The 19,067-nt window shown below is 71.8% G+C and carries 15 protein-coding genes; 8 read left to right on the forward strand and 7 right to left on the reverse strand.

Annotation, left to right across the window (positions count from 1 at the left end):
* The first annotated feature begins 86 nt into the window (after positions 1-86).
* From ACFUN8_RS05405 to ACFUN8_RS05420, 4 genes are all read left to right on the forward strand, one after another.
* Complete coding sequence (locus ACFUN8_RS05405; protein WP_383631758.1) at positions 87-1,505, forward strand: 3-hydroxybutyrate oligomer hydrolase family protein; 1,419 nt, start codon at positions 87-89, stop codon at positions 1,503-1,505.
* Positions 1,506-1,690: 185 nt separating this feature from the next.
* Positions 1,691-2,443: a 3-hydroxybutyrate dehydrogenase gene (locus ACFUN8_RS05410; protein ID WP_383631761.1), complete on the forward strand. Its 753-nt coding sequence runs from the start codon at positions 1,691-1,693 to the stop codon at positions 2,441-2,443.
* Positions 2,444-2,554: 111 nt separating this feature from the next.
* On the forward strand, positions 2,555-4,006 hold the full coding sequence (locus tag ACFUN8_RS05415; RefSeq protein WP_383631764.1) for an MFS transporter: 1,452 nt from the start codon (positions 2,555-2,557) through the stop codon (positions 4,004-4,006).
* A 63-nt stretch (positions 4,007-4,069) separates the two neighbouring features.
* The gene (locus ACFUN8_RS05420; RefSeq protein ID WP_383631767.1) at positions 4,070-6,052 is read left to right on the forward strand and encodes a helix-turn-helix domain-containing protein; all 1,983 of its coding nucleotides are present in this window, start codon (positions 4,070-4,072) and stop codon (positions 6,050-6,052) included.
* Between the two features lie 51 nt (positions 6,053-6,103).
* Here ACFUN8_RS05420 and ACFUN8_RS05425 read toward each other — a convergent pair whose 3' ends face one another.
* The 5 genes from ACFUN8_RS05425 to ACFUN8_RS05445 form a co-directional block, all read right to left on the reverse strand.
* A complete protein-coding gene (locus ACFUN8_RS05425) occupies positions 6,104-7,609 on the reverse strand; it encodes a phosphoesterase (protein WP_383631770.1) in 1,506 nt (501 codons plus the stop codon).
* A 164-nt stretch (positions 7,610-7,773) separates the two neighbouring features.
* A complete protein-coding gene (locus ACFUN8_RS05430; protein ID WP_383631774.1) occupies positions 7,774-9,873 on the reverse strand; it encodes a xanthine dehydrogenase family protein molybdopterin-binding subunit in 2,100 nt (699 codons plus the stop codon).
* A complete protein-coding gene (locus ACFUN8_RS05435; RefSeq protein ID WP_383631777.1) occupies positions 9,870-10,973 on the reverse strand; it encodes an FAD binding domain-containing protein in 1,104 nt (367 codons plus the stop codon). Before ACFUN8_RS05435 ends, ACFUN8_RS05430 begins: the two co-directional genes overlap by 4 nt.
* On the reverse strand, positions 10,970-11,542 hold the full coding sequence (locus ACFUN8_RS05440; protein WP_383631780.1) for a 2Fe-2S iron-sulfur cluster-binding protein: 573 nt from the start codon (positions 11,540-11,542) through the stop codon (positions 10,970-10,972). Before ACFUN8_RS05440 ends, ACFUN8_RS05435 begins: the two co-directional genes overlap by 4 nt.
* A gap of 86 nt (positions 11,543-11,628) precedes the next feature.
* Positions 11,629-12,087: an ATP-binding protein gene (locus ACFUN8_RS05445; RefSeq protein ID WP_383631783.1), complete on the reverse strand. Its 459-nt coding sequence runs from the start codon at positions 12,085-12,087 to the stop codon at positions 11,629-11,631.
* A 195-nt stretch (positions 12,088-12,282) separates the two neighbouring features.
* Between ACFUN8_RS05445 and ACFUN8_RS05450 the strand changes: the two genes are divergently transcribed.
* Entirely contained in the window at positions 12,283-12,858 is a 576-nt protein-coding gene (locus ACFUN8_RS05450; RefSeq protein WP_381948723.1) for a TerD family protein, read from the forward strand.
* 213 nt (positions 12,859-13,071) lie between these two features.
* Positions 13,072-14,631 carry a glycosyl hydrolase family 65 protein gene (locus ACFUN8_RS05455; RefSeq protein WP_383631787.1) on the forward strand — a complete coding sequence of 520 codons (1,560 nt, stop codon included), beginning with the start codon at positions 13,072-13,074 and terminating at the stop codon, positions 14,629-14,631.
* Positions 14,632-14,688: 57 nt separating this feature from the next.
* On the opposite strand, the gene ACFUN8_RS05460 is transcribed toward ACFUN8_RS05455, so the two are convergent.
* On the reverse strand, positions 14,689-15,702 hold the full coding sequence (locus ACFUN8_RS05460) for a zinc-binding dehydrogenase (RefSeq protein ID WP_383631790.1): 1,014 nt from the start codon (positions 15,700-15,702) through the stop codon (positions 14,689-14,691).
* Between the two features lie 90 nt (positions 15,703-15,792).
* On the opposite strand from ACFUN8_RS05460, the gene ACFUN8_RS05465 reads away from it, so the two are divergent.
* Positions 15,793-17,508 (forward strand): IlvD/Edd family dehydratase, encoded by a 1,716-nt coding sequence (locus ACFUN8_RS05465; protein WP_383631793.1) that lies wholly within the window; start codon positions 15,793-15,795, stop codon positions 17,506-17,508.
* Between the two features lie 28 nt (positions 17,509-17,536).
* On the opposite strand, the gene ACFUN8_RS05470 is transcribed toward ACFUN8_RS05465, so the two are convergent.
* Positions 17,537-18,517, reverse strand: coding sequence for a YihY/virulence factor BrkB family protein (locus ACFUN8_RS05470; protein WP_383631796.1), 981 nt, complete (start codon positions 18,515-18,517; stop codon positions 17,537-17,539).
* A gap of 133 nt (positions 18,518-18,650) precedes the next feature.
* Between ACFUN8_RS05470 and ACFUN8_RS05475 the strand changes: the two genes are divergently transcribed.
* Positions 18,651-19,061 carry a cold shock domain-containing protein gene (locus ACFUN8_RS05475; protein ID WP_383631800.1) on the forward strand — a complete coding sequence of 137 codons (411 nt, stop codon included), beginning with the start codon at positions 18,651-18,653 and terminating at the stop codon, positions 19,059-19,061.
* Positions 19,062-19,067 lie beyond the last annotated feature (6 nt).

Below are 19,067 nucleotides of genomic sequence, written 5' to 3' on the forward strand. Positions count from 1 at the left end.
TAGCGTCCCGCCGCGCCCCGCACGTGTCGCTTGTCGTGTCGCTCGTCGTGTCCTTACGACGGATCCTTACAACGGAGTGATGGCCCATGCCACTTGTCCCGCAGTACGTCCGACGGATCCGCGCCGCGTGCCTCGCCGCGGCGGCCCTCATGGTGGTGGGGGCGGGGCCGGCGGCCCCGCCCCCCGCCGAGGGCGCAGACCGGCCCGGCCACTGCGCCGGGATGGACGCGATCACCGTCCCCGGCGCCGAACGCCAACGGGCCGTCTGCCTGGACGAGTTGACGACCGCCGGGACGGTCGCCTCGGGCCACACCGACGAGGCCGACTGGGCGGGACTGACTCCGAAGGACCTCGCCACCCCCACCGGCGTACCGGGCATCCAGCTCGACGGCTACTTCCCCGACTCCTCCACCACCAACACCACCCACGGCTGGAACCACGACGCGCAGTTCGTGATCCGGCTGCCCGACCGCTGGAACGGCGGCCTCGTGGTCGCCGGATCGCCGGGAGTCCGCAAGCAGTACGCCAACGACCGCGCCTTCGGCGACTGGGTGCTCGCCCGTGGTTACGCCTTCGCCGCCACCGACAAGGGCAACACCGGCCCCACCTTCCACCGCGACGGCGCCGCGCCCGGCGACGCGCTCGCCGAATGGAACACCCGGGTCACCCAACTCACCCTCGCCGCACGGAAGGTGACCACCCAGCGCTATCAGCGCCCCGTCTCCCGCACCCTCGCGATGGGCATGTCCAACGGCGGCTATCTGGTGCGGTGGCAACTGGAGAACCACCCCGAGCTGTACGACGGGGGAGTCGACTGGGAGGGCACTCTCTGGCGTACGGAGGACCCCAACCCGCTCACCTTCCTGCCGCCCACCCTGCGTGCCTACCCCGACTACGCGGCCGGTGGCACGGGCGCCGGCGCCGCCCACCGGCAGATCGTGAAAGCCGGATTCCCGGCCGGCTCGGAATTCCTCTGGCCGTACCACCACCAGTACTACTGGGATCTCACCCAGCGCATCTACCGCGAGGAACTGGACCCGGAGTACGACGGCGCCACCGAGGCCGGGACACCCTTCTGCGCGCCGGGAACGCCCAACTGCGACGCCGACTACGACTACGACGCACGGCCGGGCGCGGTCCGCGACGCCGTCGCGAAGATCGCGCTGACCGGCCGGATCGGCAAACCGCTGATCACCTTCCACGGCACGCTCGACGTGCTGCTGCCGATCTCCAAGACCTCGGACACATACGCGGCGATGGTCCGCCGCGAGGGCCGGGGCTCGCTCCACCGCTACTACCGCGTCGAGGGCGGCACCCACGTCGACTCGCTCTTCGACACCTTCCCCGACCGGCTCCGCCCGCTGGTGCCGTGTCACCGCTCGGCCGTCGTCGCGCTGGAGCGCTGGCTGGACGACGACCGGCGCCCGCCGTCCAGCCGCACGCTCCCGATGCCCGAGGGAGCGGATCCGGCCACGCTGCTCACCCGATGCCCGTTGAGCGGGTGAGGTGGTCACGTAACGCCAGCTACGTCACGTAACGCCAGCTACGTCACGTAACGCCACCTACATCACGTAACGTCACATCGGGCCGTTCATCGTCCGGCATGTGGTGTACGACGACACCTGATCGGCATCCAGTGTGGTGAACCGTCACATGGGATGTCGGGTCAGGTGTCTCTACCGTTCCGGCCATGAAGAGCAGGGAACTCAAGGGCCGCACCGCCCTGGTGACCGGTGGCGGCAGCGGCATCGGACGGGCCTGCGCCGAGGCGCTCGCCCGAGCCGGCGCACTGGTCCACATCGCCGACCGCGACGCCGACGCGGCCAAGGCCGTCGCCGCCGACACCGGGGGCGTGAGCCACGCCGTGGACCTCGCCGACGCCGACGCGATCGGCCGGCTTCCCACCGCCGTGGACATCCTGGTCAACAACGCCGGGCTGCAACACGTCGCCGCCATCGAGGACTTCCCGCCCGAGAGGTTCGAGCTGATCCAGAAGGTGATGCTGACGGCCCCGTTCCTGCTGCTGCGGCACTGTCTGCCGCACATGTACGCGGGCGGCTGGGGCCGCGTGGTCAACATCTCCAGCATGCACGGACTGCGCGCCAGCCCCTTCAAATCCGCCTACGTCGCGGCCAAGCACGGCCTCGAAGGGCTCAGCAAGGTGGCCGCGCTCGAAGGCGCGCCGCACGGTGTCACCAGCAACTGCGTCAACCCCGGTTACGTACGGACCCCGCTCGTGGAAAGGCAGATCGCGGCCCAGGCCGAGGCCCACCACATCCCCCCGGACGACGTCGTCAGCGACGTACTGCTGGACCGCTCCGCGATCAAGCGGCTGATCGAGCCGGCGGAGGTGGCCGCGGTGTGCGTCTGGCTCTGCGGGCCCGACACCGGTTACATCACCGGTTCGTCGCTACCCGTCGACGGCGGATGGGGCGCCCGCTGACGCCCCCGAGGCCCGACCCGCTCCACCACTCCCCATCGCCCCCGCTCCGCACCACCCCGCGCCACCCGCACCCCCGTCCCCGCCCACCCAACGAAACACGGTGACTCCACCATGAGCCTCCCCAGCTCCCCACCACCCCGCCGGGTCGACATCCGCCGCGTCGTCGCGGCCAGCCTCGTCGGCACCACCATCGAGTGGTACGACTTCTTCCTCTACGGCTCCGCCGCCGCACTGGTCTTCAACACCCTGTTCTTCCCCAGCAGCGACCCCCTCGTCGGCACGCTGCTCGCCTTCCTCACCTACGCCGTCGGCTTCGCCGCCCGCCCCCTCGGCGGCATCGTCTTCGGTCACTACGGGGACAAGATCGGCCGCAAGAAACTCCTGGTGTTCAGCCTCCTGCTGATGGGCGGCGCCACCTTCGCGATGGGGCTGCTGCCCACGCACGCGACCATCGGCGTCGGCGCGCCGATCCTGCTGACCGTGCTGCGGCTCGTCCAGGGCTTCGCACTCGGCGGCGAGTGGGGCGGCGCGATCCTGCTCGTCTCCGAACACGGCGGCGACAAGAGCCGTGGTTTCTGGGCCTCCTGGCCGCAGGCGGGCGCGCCCGGCGGCAATCTGCTGGCCACCGGTGTGCTCGCGCTGCTCGCCGCGATCCAGTCCGACGAGGCGTTCCTCGCCTGGGGCTGGCGCATCCCGTTCCTGCTCTCCGGTGTGCTCGTCATGATCGGCCTGTGGATACGTATCTCCGTCGAGGAGTCACCGGTCTTCCTGGAGGCCCGGCAGAAGGCGGCCGACGAGGCGGCGCGGGCGGCCGCGACCGCCGCCACGAGCGGCGTCCCGGTGGTCAAGGAGGAAGCGCCCGTCGTGGAGGTGTTCCGCAAGAGCTGGCGTGAGGTGCTGGTCGCGATCGGGACCCGGTTCGGCGAGAACGTCTCGTACTACATCCTCACCGCCTTCGTCCTCGTCTACGTCACCGTGCATCTGGAACTGCCCAAGAGCGACGCCCTCAACGCGGTCCTCATCGGCTCGGCGGTGCACTTCGTCACCATCCCGATGTGGGGCGCGCTCTCCGACCGGCTCGGCCGCCGCCCGGTCACCCAGATCGGCGCGATCGGCATGGTGGGTTGGGCGTTCGCGTTCTTCGCGCTGCTGGACACCGAGTCGTTCCCCGTCATCGCCCTCGCGGTGACGGTGGGTCTGCTGTTCCACGGGGCGATGTACGGGCCGCAGGCGGCCTTCATCTCCGAGATGTTCGACACGAAGGTCCGCTACTCGGGCGCCTCGATGGGGTCCCAGCTCGCCTCGATCATCGGTGGCGCGCTCGCACCGCTCATCGCCGTCGAACTGCTCAAGGACTACGACTCGTCCGTGCCGGTGTCCATCTATCTCAGCGCGGCGGCGCTCGTCACCGTCGTGACCGTGTGGGTGGCCAAGGAGACCCGGGGCCGCGACCTGACGAAGGACGGACTCGTCGGCTCCGTGCCCGCGTCCGCCGTGCCGTCGGACCCGGCCCCCGTGACCCGCGCCGAGACCGCCAAGGACTCGGCCCGGCTCGGCGGCTGACCGCCCCGGGAGGGGACCGAACTCCCGCCGCCGCACCCATGCCCACCTGGAGGTGATCACCGTATGCTCGCCGACGTGACAGCTCCAGGCACCCGGCACTCGGTGGCTGCCCTGCGCCGGCTCCTCGATCTGCTGGCGCGGGGCGCGCCCACGGAGGAGTTCGCCCGCCCCGCCGCCGACGCCCGCGAGGCGGGCGTACGGGGCGGTGAACTGGCCGCGATCACCGACGCCACCGACGTCGCCCTGCGCATCAGGCGCACCCTCAGCCAGCACCGGCGGCGCGAGGCGCAACTCACCGCGCTCTTCGACACCGCGAGCGACCTGGCCGCGCTCCGGGACCTCGACGCCGTGCTGCGCGCCATCGTCCACCGGGCCAAACTGCTGCTCGGCACGGACGTCACGTACCTCTCCCTCAACGACGAACTCGCCGGCGACACCTACATGCGGGTCACCGACGGGTCCGTGGCCGCCGCGTTCCAGCAGGTGCGGCTCGGGATGGGCGAGGGCCTCGGCGGACTCGTCGCGCAGACCGCCCGCCCGTACGCCACCGGCGACTACCAGCGCGACACCCGCTTCCACCACACCGCCACCATCGACAGCGCCGTACTCGACGAGGGGCTGCGCGCGATTCTCGGCGTGCCGCTGCGCGTCGGCGCGCGGATCATCGGGGTGCTGTACGCGGCGGACCGCGCACCCCGCGACTTCGCCGCCGAAGAGGTAGCCCTGCTCTCCTCGCTGGCCGACCACGCCGCCATCGCCATCGACGGCGCGCGGCTGCTGGAGGAGACGCGGGCCGCGCTGGTCGACCTCAACTCGGCCTCGGAGACGATCCGGACACACAGCAGGGAGATCCGCCGCGCCGAGGAGGCGCACGACCAGCTGACCGACCTCGTACTGCGGGGCGGCGGGGCCGACGACGTCGCCGCGGCGATCGCCGCCATCCTCGGCGGCGGGATCCTCATCCACGACGCGGAAGGTGCCGAACTGGCCCGCGCCCGCGCCGAGTCGGTGACGCCGCCGGGTGCCGTGCCGGACGTCCCGGGCCCCCGGAGATCCGCCGGACCGGACCTGGCCCCGGCGGTCGCCGCCTCCCGGGCCAGCGGCCGGGCGGTCCCGCTGAACGGCACCTGGGTCTGCGCGGTGCTGGCCGGCCCGGAACTCCTCGGCAGCATCGCCCTCACCGGACACACGGACCTCGCGGACGTCGACCGGTTCCTGTTCGAACGCGCCGGGGTGGTCACGGCGCTGCTCCTGCTGCTGCGCCGTTCGGTTGCCGAGGCGGAGGACCGGGTACGGGGCGAACTGCTGGGCGACCTGCTCATCGGCTCCGGCGCCCCGGGCGCCCTGGCCGCGCGGGCCCGCCGGCTGGGGGTCGACCTGGCCCGCCGCCACTGTGTGTTCGTCGCGGACAGCGAGACCGCGGACCGGCACCGACTGCTGGCCGTGGCCGCCCGGTACGCCCAGGCCGGGAAGGGGCTGGCAGGTCTGCACGAGGGACACGTCGTGCTGGTCGCGCCCACCGACACCCCCGGGCCGACCGCGCGCAAGCTCGCCACCGAACTCGGCCAGGCCGTCGGCTCCCCGGTCACCGTCGGCGCCGCGGGCCCGGCCGAGGGACCCGCCGAACTGCCCACCGTCCACGGCGAGGCGGGCCGCTGTCTCTCCGCCCTGCGCGTCCTGGGCCACACCGGGCACGGCGGCGCCACCGACGAACTCGGCTTCGTGGGCGTACTCCTGGGCGACCGGGCGGACCTCGGCGGTTACGTACGCGCCACGCTCGGCCCCGCACTCGACTACGACGCCGAGCGCGGCACCGATCTCGTGGGGACGCTCGACGCGTACTTCGCCGAGGGGGCCAGCCTCACCCGGACCAAGACCGCGCTGCACGTCCATGTGAACACGGTCGTGCAGCGGCTGGAACGGGTGGGCCGGCTCCTCGGGCCGGACTGGAACTCCCCGGCGCGCACGCTGGAGATCCAACTGGCCCTGCGGCTGCACGGGTTGACGAGCGCCGGACGGGCCGGGATCCGCCCGTCCGGCGACTGACGGTCGACCGGCCCGCCAGGTCCCGTACTAACGGACCTTGACGAAGACCGGCTAACGGACCTTGACGAAAACCGGGTTCGAGTAGAACCAGAGGTCGTCCCACGGGCTCTCCAGACCGTCCGCGAGCGGCTCGGCCTCGTCCGTGCTGGTGCCGCGGACACGGGCGTAGAGGTCGGCGTCCACGTCGCGCAGGGTGTGCTTGATGACGTACTCGTCGCCCTGCTTGCGCCAGTCGCGCTTGCCGAACCGCGCCACGACCTTGGTCGTCGGGTTGGTGTCGGAGTCGCGGTTGTCACTCTTGCCGGTGATCTTGCCGACGATCAGGTCGACACGACGCACCTCGGGACGGTCGCCGTTGGCGTTCTTGCCGTTGAGCGGGCGGAACCTGATCTCGATCTCGACGTCCGTACGGCCCCGGTTGGTGACCGTGATCGTCTCGCCCACGGCGGCCTCGTTGCCGCGGTTGCTCGCCGTGACGTCGAGGGTCCGGATGAGGTCGCCGGTGCCGACCCAGATCCGGCCGTTGCGCAGACCGTCCATGATGTCGCCGTAGTCCTGGCGCGCCAGGACATGGGTCTTGCTGTACTCGCCCGGCCAGAAGTCGGAGCCGCCGCGCGTCCAGTGCACGTGCGAGTCGGACGTCGCGGTGATCCACCAGCGCCGGCCCTCGCCGAGCAGCGCGTCCCACAGGCCACCGACGCGCGCGGTCATCTGGTCGAAGCCGCCGTGCGTCGGGTAGTTGCCGTACCCGCCGCGGTCGCCACCGTTGAGCGGGCCCGCCTGGTGGCCGGGAGCGCCCTCGAAGCCGACGTAGATGTCGGACGCGGCGTCGTTGCCGTTGCGGAACTCGCGCGGCGTGTCCAGACCGTAGACACCGAGGCCGGTCGCGGAACGCGAGGCGTGGTGGGCGATCACCAGCGGCTTACGGGGCATGCCCTTGGCCGCCTTCAGGAACTCCACCATCTTGGCCTCGGTGTCGCGGCCCGGGTCGGCGGGGAAGGGGTCGAGCTTGGCGAAGCGCTTCTCCAGCTCGTACAGCTGCTGCGCCTCGTCGGTGTGGTGCGGGATCATCAGGGTGTGGTGGTCGAGCGCCGGGGCGTCGAACTCCATGCCCCAGAACTGCAGCACCTCGGGGACGAGCACGCGCGAACGCAGCAGGTCGGGGTAGGCCTGCTCCAGGTTGACCTTCGAGTGCGTCGGACCGCCGTGGTCGGTGCACATCGCCCAGCTGAGACCGAAGTTCTTCGCCATGATCGCGTTGGTCACGATCGGGTAGACGGCGTCGCCGCCCTTCTGGAACACGGGCGGGTTCTTCGTCGTGTCGAAGGACCCGCTGTACTCCGAGTGCACGTGGTGGTCACCGGCGCGCCAGGCGCGTCTGCGGGAGTCGCCGGAGCCGCCGGACTTCTTGCGGTCGTCCTCGTCGTTGCCGAAAGCGACGCCGGTGCCGACGATCGGGGCGGCCGCGGCGAGGGTCGCGCCGACGCCTGCGAACTTGACGAGCCGACGCCGGGAGAGGGCGGAGCGCTCGGGGTCTTCGGTGTTCTTGTCCTTCACGGTTGGAGCCTTTCGTTCAACTTCCGGCGCGGGGGGTGCCAACCGCAGAGTCTCGGAGAGCAAACCGAACGCCGGGTGAACGCAGTCCGCGCCTACCGAGAACAACGAACGCTGCCCGATACACCGACCGCCGCGCCGGCCGCGTGCCGTGGTCGTCCGAGGGGTCAGCCCAGGTACGGCAGCAGCGTGTCCGGTCGCATCGGGGCATGGCGCAGGCGGACCCCCGTCGCGTGGTGGACCGCGTTGCCGATCGCCGCGGCCGTGCCGACCATGCCCAGCTCGCCGATGCCCTTGCTGCCCATCGGGTTGAGGTGCCGGTCGTCCTCCTCGATCCAGTGCGCCTCCACGGAGGGCACGTCCGCGTGCGCGGGCACGTGGTACGAGGCGAGGTCGCGCTCCGTGAAGTCGCCGGCCACCGGATCGAGCGTCGCCCCCTCCATCAGCGCCATGCCGAGTCCCATGGTCATCGCGCCGATGAACTGGGAGCGCGCCGTACGGGAGTTGAGGATGCGACCGGCCGCGAAGACCCCCAGCATCCGGCGCACCCTGATCTCGCCCGTGTCCGAGTCCACCTGGACCTCGACGAAGTGCGCGCCGTAGGAGTGGCGGGCGAACTCCGCCCCGGCCTTCACATCCTCGGTGGTGTCGGCGCTCACGGACAGTCCCTCGGGAGGCACCGGGCCGCCCGCCGCCTCGATACGGGAACGCAGCGCACGACACGCCTTGTCGACCGACCACCCCCACGAGCCGGTGCCCGACGAGCCGCCGGCCAGCGGGGCGCGCGGCAGGTCGCTGTCGCCGATCTCGACACGGACCCGGTCCATGGGCGCGTGGAGGGCGTCGGCCGCGATCTGGGTGAGCACGGTGCGGGCTCCCGTACCGATGTCCGTGGCGTTGACCCGTACCAGGAATCCGCCGTCCGCGTCGGCGCGCGCCTCGGCCGTGGACGGTGACATGAGCACCGGGTACGAGGCGGCGGCGACACCGCTGCCGAGCAGGAACCGGCCCCGTCGGCGCGCCCCGGGGCGCGGATCGCGGTCCCGCCAGCCGAACCGGCGGGCCCCCTCGCGCAGACACTCCACGAGATGACGGCTGCTGTACGCCCGGCCCGAATCCGGCTCGTGCGAGGGCTCGTTGCGGATCCGCAGCTCCACCGGGTCCATCCCGACGGCCAGGGCCAGCTCGTCCATCGCCGACTCCAGCGCGTACATGCCCGACGCCTCGCCGGGCGCCCGCATCCACGACGGTGTCGGCACGTCGAGCGCGGTGACGCGGTGGGTGGTACGGCTGTTGGGCGAGGTGTACATGGTGCGGGCGGGAGTGGCGGCCTGCTCCACGAACTCCTTGATGGTGGACGTGTAGCTGATCATCTCGTGCGCCAGCGAGGTGATCACCCCGTCCGGACCCGCGCCGAGCCGCACCCGCTGGATGGTCGGCGGCCGGTGCCCGACGAGCGCCGGGAGCTGGGAGCGGTGCAGCACCAGCTTGACGGGGCGTCCGACATGCCGCGCCGCCAGCGCGGCGAGCACCGGCTGCGGGCGCGGGGTCCCCTTGGAACCGAAGCCGCCACCGACGTGTTCGCTGATGACGGTGACGTGTGCCGGGTCCATGTCGAACAGCGCGGCCAGGGTCTCGCGTACGACGCTCGACCCCTGACTGGAGTCGTGCACCGTCAGCCGCCCGTCGTGCCAGTGGGCGACGGCGGCGTGCGGCTCCATGGGGTGGTTGTGCATCGGGTCCATCGAGTACGTGACGTCGACGGTGACCGGGGCGGCGGCATGGGCGGCGTCGAAGTCGCCGCGCTCGCGGGTGGCGGGGTGTCCGGCGTTCGCCTTCTCGGGGGTGTAGAGGCCGGGATGGTCGGCGGTGAGGACGACGTCGTGGTCCTCGGCCACGTACGTGACCCGCACGGCGTCGGCGGTGGCGCGCGCCGCTTCCGGCGTCCTGGCCACGGCGACCGCGACGATCCAGCCGCGGTGGGGCACACGGTCGTCGCGCAGCGCACCCAGTGTCGGGTCGTCGGGCTCGTTGATCCGCGGCGCGTTCTCATGGGTCAGTACGGCGACGGCCCCGGGCTCGGAGAGGGCGGCGGCCGTGTCGAACGACGCGATCCGGCCGCGGGCCACGGTCGCCGGGACCACCCAGGCGTACAGGCAGCCGGGCGGGGTGTGTTCGGCGGCGTACCGGGCCGTCCCGGTGACCTTGGCCGGACCTTCGATGCGGACGGCGGCGGATCCCAGGGCCCGCTCCCGGCTGGTCGTCATCGGTCTCCTCGGCGGTCGTCGGTGGGGCGGTCGTCGGTGGGCGGGGCGTTGGTGGGGCGGAGGCCGGTGGGGCGGGGGCCGGAGCGACGGGGGTCGGCCGGGTCGACGGCGCTCGCGCCGGGGTCGGCCAGCTCGGTGAGCAGGCGGACGGCGAGATTGCGGGCCATCGGGACCTTGAAGCCGTTGTCCCGCAGCGGCCGCGCGGCGGCCAGTTCCGTCTCCACGGCGTGCCGGAAGGCGTCGGCGGTGGCCGGCCCGCCGCGCAGCGCGGCCTCGGCGACGGTGGCCCGCCAGGGCTTGTGGGCCAGCCCGCCGAAGGCGAGCCGTACGTCCCGTACCACCCCGTCGCGCACGTCGAGCGCCACGGCCGCCGAGGCCAGCGCGAAGGCGTACGAGGCGCGGTCCCTGGCCTTGCGGTACGCGGACGGCAGCCCGGCGGCCGACGCGGGCAGCCGGACCGCGGTGACGAGTTCACCGGGCCGGATCACGGTGTCCCGGTCGGGGCGGTCGCCGGGCAGCCGGTGGAACTCGGTGAGCGGCACGGTGCGTTCGCCGTCCGGACCCAGCAGCAGGACATCGGCGTCGAGCGCGGCGAGTGCGACGGCCATGTCGGAGGGATGCGTCGCCACGCACGCCTCGGAGTGCCCCAGCACCGCGAGATCGCGGTGCGCACCCTCCCGCGCGGGACAACCGGAGCCGGGCCGCCGCTTGTTGCACGGCTTGGTGACGTCCTGGAAGTACGGACAGCGGGTGCGCTGGAGCAGATTGCCGCCCGTGGTGGCCGAGTTGCGCAGCTGTCCCGAGGCACCCGCGAGCAGTGCCTGCGACAGCACCGGGAAGCGGGTGCGCACGGCCGGGTCGGCGGCGAGATCGCTGTTGCGCACGGTGGCGCCGATGAGCAGGCCGCCGTCGGCGGTCTCCTCGACGCGGTCGAGCGGCAGCCGGGCGATGTCGACCAGATGACCGGGGGTCTCGACCCCGAGCTTCATCAGGTCGACGAGGTTGGTGCCGCCGCCGAGGAAACGGGCGCCCGGATGCCGGGAGAGGAGGGCGACGGCCTGGGCCGGATCGGTGGCGCGTTCGTAGCTGAAGGACTTCACGAGGCCGCCACCTCCGTCCTGCTCGTCCCGGTCGTCCGGCCGGCCCGGCCCGCGACGTCCTGGACGGCCGCGACGATGTGCGGGTACGCGGCGCAGCGGCAGATGTTGCCGCTCATCCGCTCACGGATCTCGTCGGCGGTGAGCGGTACCGGTGCGCCCGGGGGCGGGCCGTCCGCGCCGGTGACACGGGACGGATGTCCGCCTGCCGCCTCGGCGATGACGCCGACCGCCGAGCAGATCTGGCCGGGTGTGCAGTAGCCGCACTGGAAGCCGTCGCGATCGAGGAACGCCTGTTGCAGCGGATGAAGACCGTCCGTACCGCCGCCCAGGCCCTCGATCGTGGTGATCCGGGCCCCGCTGTGCGCGACGGCCAGCATCAGGCAGCTGTTGGTGCGGCGGCCGTCGGCGAGGACGGTGCAGGCGCCGCACTGGCCGTGGTCGCAGCCCTTCTTGGGGCCGGTGAGATCCAGGTGCTCGCGCAGGGCGTCGAGCACCGTGGTCCGGTTGTCGAGCGTCAGCCGGTGCGGGGTGCCGTTGACGTGGAGCATCACTTCTGAGGTGTGCGGCATCACCGTCGGGTATCCCTCGGTCACACCCGGCAAACGCACCCCGCCACGGACCACCCGATCGGCTTCGGCCCGCCGCCCGGCGGGGCCTAGGTCTGGCTGTCGTCCCCCGACGCGAGGCGGACCTTGACGCGCTTGCCCACCGGCTCCCGGCGGACGTCGTACCCCTCGCACAGTGAGATGACGATCTCCAGCCCGTGCTGCCCGATCCGGCCGGGCTCGGCGGCGCGCGCCACCGGCAGCGTGGAATCGGTGTCCCACACGGTGATCTCCACCGTGTCCCCGTCGAACACCAGATCAAGGAGGCAGGGGCCGGGTGCGTACTTGCACGCGTTGGTCACCAGCTCGCTGACGACCAGCTGCGCCGTACCGATCACGCGCGACGGCACGGTCCGGCCCTGGTCGGTCCGTACGCCGCCGAGGAAGTCGGCCGTGAAGCGGCGTGCCTCTCCGATCATCCCGGATTCCCCGTCGAACACCGCGCCCCGTCTGAGTACCCGGCCCGGAGCCGGGCAGCGGTCCTCGGTCTCTTCCACCCGCTGGTTCATGAGTGCGTTCCGTTCCCCGTGGCGGCCCCTGGAGGAGGGCCGGTCTCGCGTTCACACCACCGCCTGCCCCGCTTCAGCCACTCCAGTCCCAACGACGGTCACCGAACCGTACGAGCCTGGTCGATACCGGGACCGTCGGTGGCCCGGTGTTATAGATTTTGATCCACTTTTCATCACGAACAGCAGGAGGAGATCGTGGGCGTTTCCCTGGGCAAGGGTGGCAACGTTTCGCTGAGCAAGGAGGCGCCCGGCCTGACCGCCGTGCTCGTCGGCCTCGGCTGGGACGCGCGCAGCACGACCGGTGCGGACTTCGACCTCGACGCGAGCGCGCTGCTGGTGAACAGCGCCGGCCGGGTGCTCTCCGACCAGCACTTCATCTTCTACAACAACCTCAAGAGCCCGGACGGTTCGGTCGAGCACACCGGTGACAACCTCACCGGTGAGGGCGAGGGCGACGACGAGTCGCTGAAGGTCAACCTCGCGGGTGTCCCCGCCGACGTCGACAAGATCGTCTTCCCCGTCTCGATCCACGAGGCCGGCTCGCGCGGCCAGAGCTTCGGCCAGGTCCGTAACGCGTTCATCCGCGTGGTGAACCAGGCCGGTGGCGCCGAACTGGCGCGCTACGACCTCACCGAGGACGCGTCGACCGAGACCGCGATGGTCTTCGGCGAGCTGTACCGGCACGGCGCGGAGTGGAAGTTCCGCGCGGTGGGCCAGGGTTACGCCTCCGGACTGGCCGGTATCGCCGCCGACTTCGGCGTCAACGTCTGAGGACGAGCGCCAAGAGCTCCAACGGTAAGCACGAGAACAAGTACGAGAACAAGCACGAGCGGGACGGCGGCGGCCGACGTCAGGTCCGCCGCCGCCCGGCTTGGACGACACTGATCCGCCTCCCCGTCGACCTCCTTATTGACAGCCCGTCAAGTCGCCGCGAACATCCACTCCGTGCGAGCGCGTGACGACGGTGCCGATGCGGGAGGCCACATGAGCGCGGACGAGCGACGGCACGGACCGGCACGACGCCACATCCTGCGGGCGGGAGCCGTCGCCGCACTGTCGGCGGCCGGCCTGGCGGCCGCCGCGGCACCCGGCTTCACCGCGCCGGGCCGAACAGGCGCCGGGCGCCCGCGCATCGAGTTCGGGAGATCCCAGGAGGCCCTGCTGGGCGGCGCCTACCGCGCGGCGCTCGACAACCTCCTCGACATCAACACCGTCACCTACGACCCGGCCGAGTACAACCAGACCGGTCTCATGACCGACCCGCCCGGCGTCTTCATCCGGGCCGGCGGCGGCTACGAACAGCCCTGGACCCGCGACGCCTCGGTCAACTCCTGGAACGCGGCGAGTCTGTTGTCGCCCGACGTGGCCCGCAACACGCTGTGGTCGGTCTGCCGCCGCCAGGACGACGGCACACTGATCGTGCAGCAGGACAACCAGTGGTGGGACCAGATCATCTGGGCGATCGCCGCCCGCGACCACCATCTGACCACCGGGGAACACGAGTTCGTCACCGACGCCCACCAGGCCGCGCTCAACACGCTGCGCCTGAACCGGGACCGGCACTTCAACCAGGAGTACGGCCTCTTCGAGGGCCCGGCGTTCATGCAGGACGGTATCGCCGGCTACCCGAGCCCGCCCTACGACCCCGCCAACGGCTCGTCGTTCGTCCTCGACCACCCGGACACGGACAAGATGATGTGTCTGTCCACCAACTGCCTCTACCACGCCGCGTATCTGGCCTGCGCCGACATGGCGGAGGTGGTGGGCGACCGGTCCACGGCCGGTGAACTACGCGGTACGGCGGTCCGGTTGCGTACCGCCATCGACTCCCGTCTGTGGCGGCCCGAGGCCGACAGCTACGGCTACTTCATCCACGGCGCGGGCGAGCGCGTCGGCCAACTGGAGACGTACCAGGAGGGCAACGGGCTCGCGTTCGCCGTGCTCTGCGGGGTCGCCTCGCCGAGCCAGACGCGTGCGCTGCTCCGCACGACCCACCGCCAGCCGCACGGCGTGGTCAACGTGTACCCGCACTTCTCGGGCTTCGACGACGAACGGCCGGGCCGCCACGGGGTGATCGTCTGGCCCATGACGGTCGGCATGTGGGGGCACGCGGCGGCCGTCGGCGGGCGCGTCGACCTCTTCGCGCGGGCGGTCACCGACCTCGCCGGCCTCCAGCGGCCGGACGGCCGTTTCTGGGAGATCTACAACGCCGACACCGGTGCGGTGGACGGCGGTTGGCAGAACGAACGGCAGTGGGATTCGGAGGAGGACCAGACCTGGTCGGCAACCGGCTATCTGCGGCTGATCCACCAGGGGCTGTTCGGCATGCGGTTCGGGCGGGGCGGGCTGCGCTTCACCCCGAGCCTGCCCCCGGGCTGGGGCCCCGTGACCCTGCGCGACCTGACCTACCGGGACATGACGCTCGACGTCACGCTCACCGGATCCGGCAACCGCGTCGCGTCGGCCACGGTGGACGGACGCAGGACCGACACCGTGCCGGCCGGTCTGCGCGGCCGGCACCACGTCCGTATCGCACTCGCCTGAGCCCCGGCCCCGGCCCCGGCAGCCCCCCCGGCCCCGGCAGCCCCCCGGCCCTCCCGCTCACAGCCGGGGGTCCACCTGGATCTTCGGCCCCGGACCCGCCCCCTCGGGCCGTACGCCCGCGAGCACGTCCGCCAGCGACTCCAGCGCCACCGTGCTCGCGACCAGCGGACGCGGATCGACCGCGCCCGACGCGTAGTGCCCGACGGTGCGGGCGAGGGCGGGCGACGCGCTCAGGACGCCCACGGCGGTGACATCCTTCAGCGCCAGCGCTCGGGTGTCGATCCGGCTCGGCACGCTCGCCAGACCGATGTAGACGACCCGCTTGCCCGGCTCGACCAACTCCAGTGCCCGCGCCGGAAGATGCGCCGCGTTCGACGCGTCGATCACGGCGTCGAACGGCAGCTCGGGAAGCCCCTCGGCCGTCCACGCGCCCTGCGCGCCCACGGAGCGGGCGAAGTCCAGCGACGCCCCCGGCAGCCCCTGGACGTGCACCTCCACGCCTCGCGCCAGGGCGAATCGCACCGCGAGCAGACCGATGGCGCCCGGACCGAGCACCAGCAGCCGGTCGCCGGGGGACAGCGCGGCGGCCTCGACGGCGCGCAGCGCGTTGCCGCCCGGCTCCACCAGCGCGCCGGCCGTCGCGTCCACGCTGTCCGGCAACGCGTGCAGCGACGAGACCGGGACGGCGACCTGCTCGGCGAGCGCGCCCGGCCGGCCGTGCCGGATGCCCAACTCGTAACGGTCCTCGCACACATGGTGCCGCCCGCCGACGCACCGCCGGCAGTGCCCGCAGCCGAGCATGGTGTCCCCGGTGGTGCGCCGGCCCAGCCAGCCGGGCTCGACGCCCTCACCCACGGCGGAGACGGTGCCGCACCACTCGTGGCCGATCCGGATCGGATACGTGGCGTGGCCGTCGTGCAGATAGCTCATCTCGCCCGTGTAGAACTCGATGTCGGTGCCGCAGACACCCACCCGGTCGACATCGACGACGACCTCACCGGGCCGGGCGACCGGCGGTTCGACGTCCTGAACCTCGCATCGGCCCGGTCCGGTGATGACAAAAGCGCGCACGGTCAACCTCCTGGAAGCGCGGGCCGGACGGCGGGCGGAGGGCGGGTGCGCTCTTCCACGGTCGGGCCCGGGGAAGTTAGGGTGCCAGCCATGCCGGAGCAGCGCAGCTCTCAGTGGTACGCGGGAACGGACCGGAACGCCTACATCCACCGGGCGTGGATGCGCCGGGGACTGCCCGCCCACGCCTTCGACGGCCGCCCGCACATCGCGATCGCCAACACCGCCTCCGACCTGACCCCCTGCAACGCGCACCTCGACGAGGTCGCCGACAGCGTCAAGCAGGGCATCTGGGAGGCCGGCGGCGTCCCGATGAATCTCCCGGTCGTCTCCCTCGGCGAGACGCTGGTCAGACCCACCGCCATGCTGTGGCGGAACATGGCTGCGATGGCGACCGAGGAGATGCTGCGCGCCAACCCCGTCGACGGCGTCGTACTCCTCGGCGGCTGCGACAAGACCATCCCGTCCCTGCTGATGGCGGCGGCCTCCGTCGATCTGCCGGCCGTGGTGGTGCCCGGCGGTCCGATGCTGACCGGCACGTTCCGGGGCAAGCCGCTGGGCTGCGGCACGGACGTGTGGAAGCTCAGCGAGGAGGTACGGGCGGGCACGCTCTCCGAGGAGGAGTTCCTGAGGTCCGAGTCCTCGATGATCCGCAGCCGGGGACACTGCAACACCATGGGGACCGCGTCCACCATGGCCTGTGTCGCGGAGGCCCTCGGCACCACCGTCCCCGGCGTCGCGGGCATCCCCGCCCCGGACAGCCGACTGCTGGAGAGCGCCCACGGCACGGGACGGCTCGTCGTGGAGATGGTCGCCGAAGGCCGCCGCCCCAGCACCACGCTGACCAAGGGTTCCTTCCTCAACGCGATCGTCGCCCTGGCCGCCGTCGGCGGTTCGACCAACGCCGTCGTGCATCTGCTCGCCATCGCCGGGCGGCTCGGTATCGACCTCACGCTCGACGACTTCGACCGCACCGGCGCGGGCGTTCCGCTGCTGGTCGACCTCCAGCCCGCCGGACGGCACCTCATGGAGGACTTCCACCGGGCCGGTGGCCTGCTCGCCGTCCTGCACGAGGTGCGCGACCTGCTCGACCCGGCGGCGCTCACCGTCACCGGCAAGCCGCTGGTCGACCACCTCGACGGGGCGCGGATCTGGGACGACTCCGTCATCCACCGGCGCGCAGAGCCGCTCCAGGCGGACGCGGGGATCGCGGTGCTGCGCGGGAACCTGGCCCCGTCCGGGGCCGTCATCAAGCCCGCGGCGGCGTCGCCCGAACTGCTCGGCCACCGGGGCCGGGCGGTCGTCTTCGACAGCATCGAGGACATGCACGCCCGCATCGACGACCCGGATCTCGACGTGGACGCTACGTCCGTGCTGGTGCTCCGGGGCTGCGGCCCCAAGGGCTATCCCGGAATGCCCGAGGTGGCGAACCTGCCGCTGCCCACCAAGCTGCTGGAGCAGGGCGTGCGCGACATGGTGCGGATCTGCGACGGGCGGATGAGCGGGACGGCGTACGGCACGGTCGTGCTGCATGTCGCTCCCGAGGCCGCGGCGGGTGGCCCCCTGGGACTCGTACGCACGGGGGACTGGATCGAGCTGGATGTCGCGCGGCGCCGCCTGGATGTGGACGTACCGGCGGCGGAGCTGGAACTGCGGCGCCCCGCCCAGGAGATGACCGGCGCCTTCGCCGCTCCGGCACGCGGCTGGGAACGTCTCTATGTCGACCATGTCATGCAGGCCGACACCGGGGTCGACCTCGACTTCCTCGTCGGGTCGAGCGGCCACGAGGTGTCGCGCGAGTCGCACTGAGCGTCTGCCTCAACCCTGACGGGCACGCTCAGACGTGGTCCGGATCGCCCCCGTGGCCAGGATCGGGATGGACCGGGTCGTGCTGTCCGGCGCGCGCCGACTCCAACTGCGCGGCCAGCGACAGACCGAGGAAGAGCGAGATGCCCGCCAGGTTGGACCAGAGCAACAGCGCGACGAACGCCGTCAGCGGTCCGTACACCGAGCCGAACGACCCGCTGAACCCGACGTAGAGAGTGAGCAGCCACGTCGCGCCCACCCACAGCAGCAGATGCACGGCCGAGCCGAACGCCAGCCATGTGTAACCCGGTTGGTCGCGGCGCGGTGCCCAGCGGAACAGTACGGCCGAGGCCAGCCACGTCAGCAGGATGCCCACCGGAATCCGCAGCCACCCCCAGGCGCCTTGCGCCGCTCCGCCCCAGTGGAACGTGTCCGCGAGCGCGCCGCCGACGGCCCTGCCGCCCACCAGGACGAGGAACCCGCCGATCAGCGGCAGTCCGGCAGCGACCACGAGTACGAGTGCGCGCGCGTACTTCGCGAGGAACGGGCGGTCCCGCTCCACCCCGTAGATCCGATTCGCGCCGCGCTCGATCTGCGCCATCGCCGACGCGAGATTCAGCGTCGCGAACCCCAGACCGAGCCAGACGGCCAGCTCACCCCCGGGACCGGAACCGCCCCCGTCCTCCGCGCGCCCGAGCGAGGTCCGGATCAGGTCCGCGCTGGGGCCGGGCGCTATTCGGGTGAGCGTCAACTCGACGACGCGGCCGACACTCTCCGTATGCAGGGACGTCGCGACGCCGACCAGCGCGATGCTGAACGGCACCAGCGCCAGGACGAACTGGAAGGCGAGCGCCCTCGCGATGCTGAACCCGTCCGCGTAACGGAACCGCAGGAACGCGTCGGTCAGCAGCTTGCGCCCGCCGTACGTGCGCAGAGCCGCCCACGCCTCGTCGCCGGAAAGCTCTTCCCCGATCATGTCCCGGGTCTGCGGTACCCGCACCACGGTGCCCATCGTGCCCCCGCCTTATGTTTATCTGCTGGGAACGGATTCTCGCAGGCCGGTGTATATGAGAGGTTGCCCGGGGGTTCGCTGTGGATCCCCGCAGAGGTAGCCGAGGTAGTGGTAGGCCGTGGAGGTAGGGGCTGTGTTGCAGGTAGGTCGAGTGCTGAGGTTCGACGAGGTTCGCGGGTACGGGTTCATCGTCCCGAGCGAGGGGGACGAGGACGTGTTCATGCACGCCAACGATCTGCTGGACGAGAAGTACCAGTACAAGGCGGGCAGCGAGGTCGAGTATTACCTGGAGATGGGGGACAAGGGCCCCAAGGCGTCACAGATCAGGCTGGTGAACGCGCCCGTGCCGAAGGGGAGTTCGTCGGGCATGGGGCCGGTGGATCCGCACGGCGACTACTCGGACGTGCTGTCCACGGTCGAGCTGCGGAACGAGCTGACCGAGGCGCTGCTCCAGGCCGACGGGTCCCTGACGGGCGATCAGATCAAGCGGGCGCGGTCGTCCGTGATCGAGCTGGCGCGCTCGCACGGCTGGCTGGAGTCCTGAGCGGGG

Origin of the sequence: Streptomyces sp. NPDC057307, assembly GCF_042667665.1 — a bacterium.
In the GTDB taxonomy this organism is placed as follows: Bacteria; Actinomycetota; Actinomycetes; order Streptomycetales; family Streptomycetaceae; genus Streptomyces.

Coding starts and splice junctions, on each gene's coding strand:
- ACFUN8_RS05410 (WP_383631761.1), top strand. CDS start 1,691: ATGAAGAGCAGGGAACTCAAGGGCCGCACCGCCCTGGTGACCGGTGGC.
- ACFUN8_RS05470 (WP_383631796.1), bottom strand. CDS start 18,517: ATGGGCACCGTGGTGCGGGTACCGCAGACCCGGGACATGATCGGGGAA.
- ACFUN8_RS05405 (WP_383631758.1), top strand. CDS start 87: ATGCCACTTGTCCCGCAGTACGTCCGACGGATCCGCGCCGCGTGCCTC.
- ACFUN8_RS05420 (WP_383631767.1), top strand. CDS start 4,070: ATGCTCGCCGACGTGACAGCTCCAGGCACCCGGCACTCGGTGGCTGCC.
- ACFUN8_RS05430 (WP_383631774.1), bottom strand. CDS start 9,873: ATGACGACCAGCCGGGAGCGGGCCCTGGGATCCGCCGCCGTCCGCATC.
- ACFUN8_RS05455 (WP_383631787.1), top strand. CDS start 13,072: ATGAGCGCGGACGAGCGACGGCACGGACCGGCACGACGCCACATCCTG.
- ACFUN8_RS05415 (WP_383631764.1), top strand. CDS start 2,555: ATGAGCCTCCCCAGCTCCCCACCACCCCGCCGGGTCGACATCCGCCGC.
- ACFUN8_RS05465 (WP_383631793.1), top strand. CDS start 15,793: ATGCCGGAGCAGCGCAGCTCTCAGTGGTACGCGGGAACGGACCGGAAC.
- ACFUN8_RS05440 (WP_383631780.1), bottom strand. CDS start 11,542: ATGCCGCACACCTCAGAAGTGATGCTCCACGTCAACGGCACCCCGCAC.
- ACFUN8_RS05445 (WP_383631783.1), bottom strand. CDS start 12,087: ATGAACCAGCGGGTGGAAGAGACCGAGGACCGCTGCCCGGCTCCGGGC.